2 protein-coding genes are annotated in these 13,487 nt (G+C 68.0%); both read right to left on the minus strand.

Translation table 11 applies throughout. The annotated features are described in order from the left end of the window. Positions 1 to 43 precede the first annotated feature (43 nt). Positions 44 to 12,409 (minus strand): non-ribosomal peptide synthetase, encoded by a 12,366-nt coding sequence (locus NG1_RS17040; protein WP_084498983.1) that lies wholly within the window; start codon positions 12,407 to 12,409, stop codon positions 44 to 46. A gap of 201 nt (positions 12,410 to 12,610) precedes the next feature. Then, positions 12,611 to 13,487, minus strand: an 877-nt coding sequence (locus tag NG1_RS17045; RefSeq protein ID WP_157114092.1) for an AMP-binding protein, incomplete at its 5' end; no start/stop codon positions are given.

Raw genomic sequence — 13,487 nt, forward strand, 5'->3', positions numbered from 1 at the left:
CCCTGCCGACGCCGGATTCGGGTCGCGGCGTCGGCAGGGACGATCAACGGCGGCCGTCGAGCAGAGCGGCCAGCTGCGGACCGATCACCGCCAGCGCCTCCGGCGCGGCCATCCGAGCATGGGTGACCTCGACCGGGCGGTCGACGACCATGCCTTGGACATACGGCCACCAGTCCGCCGCCGCGGCGCGCAACTCGTCGGCGGGATCGGCGACGGCCGCGCTGAAGTACTGCACGGTGCCGCGGAAGACGCCGGGCCGGTGCTCGGCGATCAGCTCCGCCGAGCGGACCGCGCTGCGATAGATCCGGCGCAGCCGTTCCGGCGTCACCGCCACCAGATCCGCCGGGATCATGGCGTGCAGCGCGGCCAACGACTCGTCGTCGAGCTCGTAGACATCATCGCCCTCGGCAGCCGCCGTACCGAGGCCGAGTTCGGCCAGGGCGCCGCGCACCGCGGCGCGGAAACCGACGACGTCCGGATTCGGATGGCTGTCCATCATGGCCAGCAGCTCCACCTGCTCGCCCGCCTCCTGCAACGCGGTGGCGATGGCATGGGCCAGCACACCGCCGAGCGACCAGCCGAGCAACCGGTACGGGCCCTGCGGTTGCACCGCCTTGATCTCCGACAGGTAGCGCTCGGCCAGCTGCGCGAGCGAACCGGGCAGTTCGCCGTCTTCCGACAGCGCGGGCGATTGCAGACCGAAGATCGGCTGCTCGGCGGGCAGGAACTGGGCCAGGCCCGCGTACGACCAGGCCAAGCCGTACATCGGGTGCAGGCAGAACAGCGGGGCCGCCGATCCGCTCGCACGGATCGGCAGCAGCACGTCCAGCGCGGCGGTGGCGTCGGCGTCACCGGCGTCGATGCGGGCGGCCAAGCCCGCCACCGTGGCGTCGGTGAAGAACCACTGCACGCGCACCGTCGCCCCGGTCGCGTCCCGCAGCCGCCCGACCACCTGTGCCGCGAGCAGCGAGTTGCCGCCCAGGCCGAAGAAGTCGTCATCCAGCCCGACCCGCTCGGCGCCGAGCAGTTCGGCGAACGCGCCTGCCACCGCTTGCTCGGTGACCGTCTGCGGCGCCCGGTAGGTGACGGTGCTGTTGACCTCCGGGGCGGGCAGCGCGCGGCGGTCGAGTTTCCCGTTCGGGGTCAACGGCAGAACGTCCAGCACCACGATCGCGTCGGGCACCATGTAACCGGTCAAGAACTCCGCGACCTCGCCCCGCACCGCGGCGGGGTCGACGCGCGCACCGGTGTCGGGTACCACGTACCCGATCAGGCGTTCACCGGTGTGCTGATCCTCGCGGACCAGCGCGACCGCCTGCCCGATCCCGTCGCACCGCAACAGCGCCGCTTCGATCTCGCCGAGCTCGATACGGAACCCACGCAACTGCACCTGCTGGTCCCCACGCCCGGCGTACTCGAGCACCGCCTCCTCGGCGCCCACACGCCAGCGGCCGATATCACCGGAGCGATACATCCGCGCACCCGGCGCACCGAACGGATCGGCCACGAACCGGGCCGCGGTCAACCCCGGCCTGCCCAGATAACCCCGCGACAACTGCCCACCCACGACATGGATCTCCCCGGCCACCGCCACCGGCACCGGATGCAAACGCCCATCGAGCACATACGCGCCCAACCCCGCGATCGCCCGCCCGATCACACTCGCGCCCTCCCCCGCGTGCTCCGGCTCCATTTCCAGGAACGACACATGCACCGTGGTCTCGGTGATGCCGTACATGTTCACCAACCGGGTGGCCGCACCGTGGCGTTCATACCAACGCCCCAGCTTGCGCGGATCCAGGGCCTCACCACCGAAGATCACATACCGCAACGCCAGCTCACCCCCGGCCGCGGCCCGGTCGGCCTCCACCAACTGATAGAACGCCGACGGAGTCTGGTTGAGCACACTGACCCGCTCACGGATCAACAACTCCCGGAACTGCTCCGGGGAGCGGGAAGTCAGGTAATCGACCACGACCACACTGCCCCCGTGCGCCAACGCGCACCACAACTCCCACACCGAGAAATCGAACGCATACGAGTGGAACAACGTCCACACATCCTCGCGACCGAACCCGAACAACGGCGCGGTATTGGCCAGCAACTCCACCACATTGCGGTGCGCGACCCCCACACCCTTGGGCACACCCGTCGAACCGGAGGTGTAGATGACATACGCCAGATTGTCCGGCCGCAACGGCGCCACCCGATCCGCATCACCCACCGACGCGTCCGAATACTCCTGCGCATCAGCCAACACCACCACCGGCCACCCACCAGCCGGTAACCCATCCCGCAGCTCAGCAGTGCTCAACACACACACCGGCGCGGCGTCTTCGAGCATGAACTCCAGCCGCTGCACCGGATAAGTCGTATCGATCGGCAGATACGCCGCACCCGCGGTCAACACACCCAACAGGGCGACCGGCAACTCCTCGGTGCGCGACACCGCCACCGCCACCACCGATTCCGGGCCCGCGCCCTGAGCGATCAACGCGCGAGCGACCCGATTCGCCCGCCGCTGCAACTGCCCGAACGTCAAACTGGTATCACCGAAACGAATCGCGACCGCATCCGGACGCAACCATGCCTGCTCGGCGATCACATCCGGCAAGGTCGCGCCGGGGACCCAGGCGCCCGGCGCATTCCATGCGCTCAGCACCTGATCGCGCTCGCCGGGCGCGAGCACGTCGATGTCGCCCACCACGGCGGTGGCATCGGCCGCGATCGACGTGAGGATACGGCGGAATCGGCTCGCGAAATTCCGCACGGTCGATTCGTCGAACAGGTCGGTCGCGTAGCCGATGACCACCGAAAGACCTTGGGCTCCAGGCTGTTCGGCCAGGGTGATCTGCAAGTCGAACTTGGCCGCCGACACCTGCGGATCGATGCCGGACACCGTGAGCCCGGGCAACTCGAGCGTCGCCTGCGCCAAGTTCTGCAACACCAGCATCACCTGGAACAGCGGATGCCGCGCCGCCGAGCGAACCGGATCGAGCAATTCGACCAGGCGCTCGAAGGGCAGATCGGCGTGCCCGAACGCCGCGACGTCGGTCCGGCGGACCTCGGCGAGCAACGCGTCGAACGGCGTGCCCGGCTCGACCTCGGTGCGCAGCACCAGGGTGTTGACGAACATGCCGATCAGATCGTCGAGTTCGGCCTCGCCGCGGCCGGCCACCGGGGTTCCGATGGCGATGTCCGAGGTGCCCGACAGCCGGGCCAGCAGCACCGCGAGCGCGGCGTGCACCACCATGAACAGTGTCGAATTATGCCGCTGGGCGAGTTGTTCCAGCTCGGCATGCAGGTCGGCGTCGATGTCGAAGGCGAAGGTGGCCCCGCGATAGGACGCCTGGGCGGGCCGGGGCCGGTCGACCGGCAGCGGCAGTTCGTCCGGCAGGGCCGCGAGCGTGCCGCGCCAGTACTCGGCCTGCTGCGAGATGAGGCTGTTCGGGTCGCTCTCGGAACCGAGCACCTCCCGCTGCCACAGGCTGTAGTCCGCGTACTGGACCGGCAGCGGGGCCATGGTCGGGGCTTCGCCTCTGCTGCGCGCCTCGTAGGCCAGCACCAGATCCCGGGTGAGCGGTCCCATCGACCAACCGTCGGAGCTGATGTGGTGCGCGACGAACGCGAGCACGTGCTCGGTCGGGTCGTCCGCGTTCGCGGAAGCGACCTCGAACAGTTCGACCCGGAACGGGACCTCGGAGGTCACGTCGAAGCCCGCGGCGACGACGGCGGTCACCGCGGCGGCCAGATCGGCCGCGTCGACCCGTGCCGGAGCCAGACCGATCGGCACCTCGTCCGCCGCGAGCACCTGCTGTACCGGGCCGTCCGGCGTCTGCGGATAGATCGTGCGCAGGATCTCGTGACGCGCCACCAGGTCCGCGACGGCCTGTCGCAGAGCGGCCACGTCCAAGTCGCCGGTGAGGCGGATGGCGGCCGGGATGTTGTAGACCGAGGCCGAGGTGTCGAACTGGTTGAGGAACCACATGCGCTGCTGCGCCAGCGACAGCGGGATGCGGTCAGGGCGCGGTCCGGCGACCAAGGCTTTACGCCCGCCGGAGCCCGCGTGCTGCTCGACCTTCGTGGCGAGTCCGGCCACGGTGGAGGCCTCGAAAATCACCCGCACCGGGACACGAGCGTCCAACGCCGCACCGATACGCGCCGCCACCTGCGTCGCCAACAACGAATTACCACCCAGCGCGAAGAAATCATCATCCGCACCCACACGCTCGACACCCAGCACCTCGCCATACACCGACGCCACGATCTCCTCGATCGGAGTCGACGGCACACGGAACACCTGAACCTCGAACTCCGGCTCCGGCAACGCCCTACGATCCAGCTTGCCGTTCACATTCAACGGCAAAGCATCCAGCACCACGAACGCCGACGGCACCATGTACGACGGCAACACAGCAGTCAACTCCGACTTCACCCGCGCCACATCGAGACCCGCACCGCCAGCGACCACAGTCCCAGCACCGCCAACGGCCACAGTCCCGGCAGCGGCACGAACGTCGGCATCGGCATCGGACCCGGCATCGGCATCGGCATCGGCATCGGCATCGGCACGACCATCGGACCCAGCCACAGCACCAGAAGGCACCAGGTAAGCCACCAAACGATCACCAGTCTTCGGATCCGACTTCGCAACCACCGCCGTCTGCGCGACCCCCGGCAACGCCAACAACGCCGCCTCGATCTCACCCAACTCGACACGGAAACCACGAATCTTCACCTGAAAATCCGTACGACCCCGATACTCCAGCTCACCGCGACCGTTCCAGGCGACCAAATCACCCGTGCGATACATCCTGGTTCCCGACTCGAACGGGTTGGCCACGAACCGATCCGCCGTCAAATCCGCGCGACCGAAGTAACCACGCGCCAACTGCGCACCAGCCAAATACAACTCACCCGAAACACCCACCGGAACCGGACGCAAACGCCCATCCAAGACGTAGACCCGGCTGTTCCATTCGGGCGCACCGATCGGCACCGACGCCTCGTCGGCGAGCGTCACACGGTGACTGGTGATCGACACCGCAGCCTCGGTCGGCCCATACAGGTTGAACAACTCGGTGCGTGGATTCTGGCGCAAGAACCGCTGGGCCAACGCCCCTGGCAACGCCTCACCGATAGCCAGCACCCGCCACAACGAATCCGGCATACCCGCGGTCAACAGCGCGTCCAGCATGGACGGCACGACGTGCAGCGTGGTGACCCATTCTTGGGCCATGAGTTCGTTGAGGTACGCCGGATCCCGATGACCGTCCGGCGAAGCGATGACCAAACGGCCACCACACACTGCCGCCGACCAGAACTCCCACACCGACAAATCGAACGTCGCCGCCGTCTTCAACAAAATCGCATCAGCCGCATCGAGACCGAACTCGACACTCTTCCACTGCAACTGATTCGCGATCGCACCGTGCGGAAGAGCAACACCCTTAGGACGCCCCGTCGAACCAGACGTGAAAATCACATACGCCGTGTTCTCCGGACGCAACGGCCCAACCCGATCAGCATCAACGATCGGTGTGGCAGCAACACCCGACAAATCCAGCTCATCAATACGCACCACCGGCGCGACATCGGTATCGAACTCCGCATCAGCGTTGCTCAGCACACACACCGGAGCCGCAGTCTCCAATATGTAACTCGTACGCTCAGCAGCCTGATCCGGATCCACCGGCACATACGCACCACCGGACTTCGCCACCGCATACATCGCCACGATCAGATCCACCGACCGACGCAACGCAAGAGCAACCCGCGACTCCGGACCCACACCCATCGAGATCAAATGCCGCGCAAGACGATTGACTCGCGCATCGAGTTCGGCGTAGGTCAGCTCGACCCGCTCACCGTCGATCGAATCGGCGACGAGCGCCGTGGAACGCGGGTCCGCCGCCACGCTGGCATCGAGCAGCGAGACCAGGGTCGCGCCCGCATCCACGGACTGCTCGGTGGCGTTCCAGCGCGCCAGCACGTCGTGCCGTTCGGCGTCGGCCAGCAACTCGAGATCGCCGACCGCGGCGTTCGCGTCCGCCACCACGGACGTCAGGATGCGGGAGAATCGCGCCGCGAAACCTTCTACAGTGGTTCGATCGAAAAGGTCGGTCGCGTACGTCAGGAACCCGCCGATACCCGCAGGCGCACCCGACTCGTCATACGCATCACCGACGATCAAATGCAGATCGAACTGCGACACATCCAGATCCGCGTCCACACCGGACACCGTCAAACCTGGCAGCTCCAACGCCGTCCGTGCGATGTTCTGGAACGACAAACCCACCTGGAACAACGGATGACGCGCCGTCGACCGCGGCGGATTCAACACCTCCACCAACCGCTCGAACGGCACATCCGCATGCGCGAACGCCGCCAGATCGGTTTCGCGCTGCCTGCCGAGCAGGCCGACGAACGACTCATCGGGCTCGAACCGCGTCCGGAACACCACGGTATTGACGAACATGCCGATCAAGTCATCGAGCTCACGCTCACCACGACCCGCGACGGGTGTGCCGATGGCGATGTCGTCGGAGCCCGACAACCGAGCCAGCAACACCGCGAACGCCGTATGCACCACCATGAACAACGTGGCGCCGTGGACACGAGCCAAATCCACGAGCCCCGCGTGGGTCGCGGCATCGATCTCGACATCCACCCGCGCACCGGCCAGCGAGGCCACCGCAGGTCTGGGTCGGTCGGTCGGCAACTCCAGCAAGTCTGGGACACCGGCGAGTTGCTCACGCCAGAAGCCGATTTGCCGGGCAGCGATGGATGCCGGATCGGACTCGTCTCCCAGCACCGCCCGCTGCCACAGCGCGTAATCCGCGTACTGCACCCGCAACGGCGACCACCCCGGGGCATCGCCCGAGGTACGTGCCGCATAGGCGATCATCACATCCCGCACCAGCGGACCCATCGACGACGCATCCGCCGCGATGTGATGCACCACCACCGCGAGCACATACGTGTCGGGCACTCCGTCGACCTCGATGAGCACGGCCCGCAACGGCACCTCTGCCGTCACGTCGAACGGAGTGGCCGCCAAGGCGTAGACGCTGCTCGCCACGTCGGACTCGGCCAGCACCCGGGGAGCGAGGTCCAGCTGGACCTGCGCGGCGGGCAGCACCACCTGCACCGGACCGTCCGGGGTCTCCGGATACACCGTGCGCAGCACCTCGTGCCTGCCCACCACGTCGTGCAGCGCCGCACCCAGCGCGGCCACATCCAGCGCACCGGTCAACCGCAAGGCGAACGGCAGATTGTAAGCCGCCGAACTGATCTGCTCCCCGGCATTCTCGGACTGATCGAAGCGGTTGAGGAACCACATCCGCCGTTGTGCCAACGACAACGGCAACTGGTCGGGCCGGGCGATACTGCCCAGCTCCACACCACGCTCGCCGTGTGTGCGTGACTCGAGCGCCGACGCCAGAGAAGCCACCGTCGGCGCCTCGAACAGCGTCCGAACCGGCACCCGCGCACCGACCGCAGCGCCCAAACGCGCCACCACCTGCGTGGCGACCAGCGAATTACCGCCGAGCGCGAAGAAATCGTCATCCGCGCCCACCCGGTTCAGCCCGAGCACCTCACCGAACACCCCCGCCACGATCTCCTCGACCGCCGTCACGGGCGCACGGAAGTGCTTGGTCTCGAACGTGGGCTCGGGCAGAGCCTTACGGTCCAGCTTGCCGCTGGAGTTCAGCGGGAACGCCTCCAACGCCACGATGGCGCCCGGAACCATGTAGGCGGGCAAGGTCTCGCTGATCACGGACCGCAATGCCTGCGCGTCGATCCGGTCGCCCGGAGCGGGTACCACATAGGCGACGAGCTGATCACCGAGCGACGAGGCCGCGACGAGGGCCACGGCCTGGCTCACCGACGGCTGCGCCAGCAGCGCCGTCTCGATCTCACCCAGCTCGATCCGCTGACCGCGGAACTTCACCTGGAAATCGGTCCGGCCGAGATAGTCGAGCACCGCGTCGTCGGCGTCCTTGCGCCACACGACGAGGTCACCCGTTCGGTACATCCGCTCCCCGTTGCCGAACGGGTCGGCCACGAACCGGTCGGCGGTGAGATCGGGACGCCGCACATAGCCGCGAGCCAACTGGTCACCCGCGAGATACAGCTCGCCGGGCACCCCCACCGGCACCGGCCGCAACCACGAGTCCAAAACGTAGACCCGGGTGTTCCACTGCGGCAGACCGATCGGCACGGTGCGCTCGTCCGGCGACGCGGGCCAATAGGTCACCGAGACCGCCGCCTCGGTGGGGCCGTAGAGGTTGTGCACGGCGGCGTCGGACACCGCGTGCATGGCGCCCACGGTCTCCGGCGGCAACGCCTCGCCGATCACGAAGACGTGTTCGAGCGTCGGGCAGCTACCGGGGGCGGTGTGCGCGGCGAAGACCGTCAGCATGGACGGCACGAAGTCCGTCACCGTCACGCCCTGGGAAGCAATGGTTTCCGCGACGTACGCGGGATCCCGATGACCGTCGTGCGTGGCGACCACGAGCTTCGCGCCCACGCGCAGCGGCATGAAGTAGCCCCACAGCGAGACGTCGAACGTCGTCGCCGTCTTCTGCAAGTACACGTCATCCGGATCCAGCGGGTATTCCGCCAGCATCCACTCGATCTGGTTGTTGATCGCCGCGTGGGACACCGCGACGCCCTTCGGACGGCCCGTCGACCCCGACGTGAAGATCACGTACGCCGGATGCGCAGGCACCACCGGACGCACGAGTTCCTCCGCGCGAACCGGGCTGTCGTCGAAGCCGCCGAGATCCAGCGTGTCCACGGCGAGTGCCCGGACGTCATCGGGCAGCGCGGCCGCGTCCGCGCTGGTCGTCACGACGCAGAGGGGGCGAGCGGTGTCCAGGATGTGGGCGATGCGTTCGGCCGGATGATCCGGATCCAACGGCACATAAGCCCCACCCGCCGCCACGATCGCATACATCCCCACCACAAGATCCAACGAACGCCGAACCGCCAACCCCACCAACGACTCCGCACCCACACCCTGCGAAATCAACAACCGCGCCAAACGATTCACCCGCGCATCGAACCCACGATACGAAAGCTCCACACCCTCGTAGGCGACGGCGATCTCGTCCGGATGCGCCTCGACGGCCCGGCGATAACCATCGAGCAGCAATTCGGAGCGCACCGGGTAGCGGGTGTCGTTCCACTCGTGCAGGATGCGATCCCGCTCGACCACGTTGAGCAGGTCGATACCGCCCAGCGCGCGATCGGGATCGGCCGCGACCGCGCGCAGCAACCGGTTCAGGCGCCCCGCGAACTCGGCGACCGAACTCTCGTCGAACAGATCGGTGGCATAGGTGAACATGGCGGCCAGGCCCGCGTCCGGACCCTCCTGCGGCGTCACCGTCAGCTGAAGATCGAATTTGGCCACCGCGCCGTCGAATTCGACCGCGCCGACCGACAGGCCGGGCAGCTCGAGCTGCGCTCGGTCCATGTTCTGGAAGAACAGCGCCACCTGGAACAGCGGGTGATGCGCCTGCGAGCGCACCGGATCGAGTACCTCGACCAACCGCTCGAACGGCAGTTCGGCGTGCGAGAACGCGGCCAGGTCGCGTTCCTTCGTCGCCTCCAGCAGCCCGGCGAACGAGGCCGCCGGGTCCACCGCGGTCCGCAACACCAGCGTGTTGACGAACATGCCGACCAGATCGTCGAGTTCCGCCTCGCCACGTCCGGCGACCGGCGTGCCGATGGTGATGTCGGTGGTGCCGGACAATCGAGCCAGCAGCGCCGCGAAGGCGGTGTGCACCACCATGAACAGCGATGCGCCGTGGGCCTGCGCGAGTTCGTCGAGCCGGGCCCGGGTGGGTGCGTCGACGGTGAAGGTGAAGACGCCGCCGCGCCCGGAGGCCGAGGTGGGGCGCGGCCGATCCATGGGGAGGTCGAGCCGATCGGGAATGCCCGCGAGAGCGTCACGCCAGAAGGTGATCTGCGTCGCGGCCACGGAGCGGGGGTCGCTCTCCTCGCCGAGCACGGCGTGCTGCCACAGCGTGTAGTCCGCGTACTGCACCGGCAGCGGGGCCCAGCCGGGCGCCTCGCCCGCGCTGCGCGCGACATAGGCGGTCATCAGGTCGCGTACCAGCGGCGCTATGGACGTACCGTCGGCCGCGATGTGGTGCACGACCACGGCGAGCACGTAATCATCGGAGCCGATCCGCGTGAGCGAAAGCCGCAGCGGCACCTCGGCCGCGACGTCGAAGCCGGCTGCGGCGAAGGTGCCCAGCCAGTCCGGCAGTTCTCCGGCGGTCAGGCTGTGCGGCGTCAGGTCCGGGATCGCCTGCTCGGTGGGCAGCACGACCTGGTAACCGGTACCGTCCACCGCCGGATACACCGTCCGCAACGTCTCATGACGCTCGACCACATCCGCGACCGCCGCCTGCAACGCCGCCACATCCAACACACCCGACAACCGCACCGCGAACGGAATATTATTCGCCGCCGACCCGGTATCGAACTGATTCAAAAACCACATCCGCCGCTGCGCCAACGACAACGGCACCCGCTCCGGACGCTGCGACGCCACCAACGCTGGACGCGCCGCACCGGTGTCGAATTCGGCGAGGCGGGCGGCCAGCCGCGCGACCGTCGGCGCTTCGAACACCGTCCGCGCGGGCACCCGCGCGCCGATCGACGCCCCGAGCCGGGCCGCGACCTGCGTCGCGATCAGCGAATTGCCGCCCAGCTCGAAGAAATCGTCGTCCGCGCCGATCTCGTCACCCGCGCTGAGCAGGTCAGCGAAGACGCCCGCGACCAATTGCTCCAGCGCTCCCGACGGGGCGCGGAATTCCTTGGTCTGCAACTGCGGAGTGGGCAGGGCACGACGATCCAGCTTGCCCACCGGGGTCAGCGGGATCTGATCCAGCACGGTGAGCGAGGTCGGCACCATATGCACCGGCAGGCTGCGCTCGGCATGCGCGACCAGCTCGTCGGTGTCGATGGAGCGTCCGCTCGCCGCGTGCACATACGACGCGAGAATCGTCGCGCCGCTGTCCAACTGATGCCCGACGGTGACCGCGAAGTCGACCGTCTCGTGCGCGGCCAGCACCGCGTCGATCTCGCCCAGCTCGATACGGAAACCGCGAATCTTCACCTGGAAGTCGTTGCGGCCCATGTATTCCAACTCGCCGTTCGGCGTCCAGCGCACCAGGTCACCGGTGCGGTAGAGCCGGGAGTGGTTCGGGTCGAACGGATTCGGAACGAAACGCACGGCGGTGAGGCCGGGGCGCAGCTGGTAACCGCGCGCCAGCTGGGGTCCACCGATGTACAGCTCGCCGACCACGCCGATCGGGACCGGCACCAGCCGCTCGTCCAGCACGTATTCGGTGGTCGCCTGGATCGGCGCGCCGATGGTCACCGTTTCCCCGGGCACCAGCGGCGCGCTGATGTTCGTCATGATCGTGGTCTCGGTCGGGCCGTACCCGTTGTACAACTCGCGCTCGCCCTCGGCGATCGGGCGCACCCAGCGCCGCACCAGCTCCGGCGGGCACGCCTCACCACCGGCCACCACCACACGCAGCTCGTCCAACCCGGCCGGATCCACCGAGGCGAGCGCGGCGGGGGTGATGAACGCGTGGGTGACGGCCTCCCTGCGCAGGAGTGCCGCCAGCTCGTCACCGCCGTAGACCGTCGGCGCGACCACGACCATGGTCGCCGCCCCGCCCAGCGCGAGCAGCAATTCCAGCACCGATGCGTCGAACGACGGCGACGCGAAATGCAACGTCCGCGACGCACTCGTCACCCGATACCGATCACGCTGCTCGGCGCAGAAGCTCGCCAAACCCGCCTGGGTGACCACCACGCCCTTCGGCATGCCGGTGGAGCCGGAGGTGTAGATGACGTAGGCGGGATGCTCGGCGCGCAACTGCCGCAGCCGATCCGCGTAGGTGACCGGCTCGGTCGGGTAGTCCTCCAGCTGCTGGACGAAGGCGTCCGAATCGATGACCAACCATTCGATTTCGCTCGGCAGGTCCTCCACCACGCGCGCGACCGTCAGGCCGAGCACCGCGCCGGAGTCCTTCACCATGTGCTCGACACGATCGGCCGGATAGTTCGGATCCACCGGCACGAAACCCGCACCGGTCTTGGCCACCGCCCACACCGCGACCACCGACTCCACCGAACGCGGAACACCCACCGCGACCAGATCCTCCGGACCCACCCCCCGATCGATGAGCAACCGCGCCAACCGCGTGGACCTGGCGTCGAGTTCCGCGTAGGTGAGGTGTCCGCGAGAGCTGACCGCGTCGGCGAAGACAACCGCGGTCCCGGTCGGATGCGCTTCGACGGCGGTTGCCATCAGTTGCGGGAGGGTAGTGACTCTAGGTCGCCGGGTACGAGTGGGCCGCACCCGCGCGGGCCGCGTCACGCGAGCCCCGCTTCGTGCTTCCTGGGCACCGATCCCTGCGCCGGCAGACTATTCCCCGACAAGCGAAACATGAAAACTCTGCACATCCTGCCTGTAAGAACACGTCCATGACACATTTCCAGCGGACGGCCTGATACAGCAAACCAGTCCGCTGTGTGCATGGTCACACAACTGGGAGCTTCCGCATGACCGCGAATCACTTCACCGGGCGTCGAACAGCTCGGTGAACTCGACGATCGCGGCCACATTCGACCAGGGCCCCTCGGGCACCGCGCCGACACCATTGTCCAGCACCACGGCGTGCAAATCCTCCAGTGCCATCGGGTCGAGCGTGTCCAGCCCGGTCCGATCCGTCACCAGATGGGTTACCCACTCGTCGGCGAGCGATTCGGTCAGCGCGCCGTCCGCGTCGACCAGCACCACCGACGCGCCCACCGATCCGGCGGCGACCACTTCGACCAGCGCGGCGGGCGACTGCGGACTGCCGTGCTGGAAGGTGCGCGATTCGAAGGTCAGTTCGGTGCGTGCGCGCAGCCGTGCGGCGGCCCTGGCGAGGTCGTCGTAGCTGAGCGCCTGCGCGCCGATGAACGCCGGGTCGCCGCCGCGCAAGGCGCGAATGCGGTGGGCGTAGGTGACCGGCCGGGGTGATTCGGCGGCGATCTCCGCGACGACGGTCGGGTCGTCGAGGGCGAGCCAATCGACCGCGGCGGCCGAGTGCGCACCGCCGACCGTCAAGCCGGTCTTGATCTCGAGTTCGTGCGGCAGCAGTGCGTCGAGTGCGTCGACCGGGACCACGGCGGCGCCGGTTTTCAGTACCGCCCAGGTGGCGATGACCGCTTCGATGCCGCGATCCAGTCGCACCGCCACGCCCGTGCCGGGACCGCAGCCGCGCGCGATGAGCACGCGCGCCAACCGCGACGATCGCGCGTCGAGATCCTGGTAGGACAGCGCGTTCTCGCCGGAGACCACGGCGGGGCCGTCCGGGTCGTCCTCGACCGCGGCCGCCAGCGCCTGGGTCAACGCCGTACCCGCGGTGGCCGTGGGCGCTTCGATGCTCACCGGCTCCGCCGCGACCGCC

It is taken from the genome of Nocardia gamkensis NBRC 108242 (assembly GCF_001612985.1).
GTDB classification, from domain to species: Bacteria; Actinomycetota; Actinomycetes; order Mycobacteriales; family Mycobacteriaceae; genus Nocardia; species Nocardia gamkensis.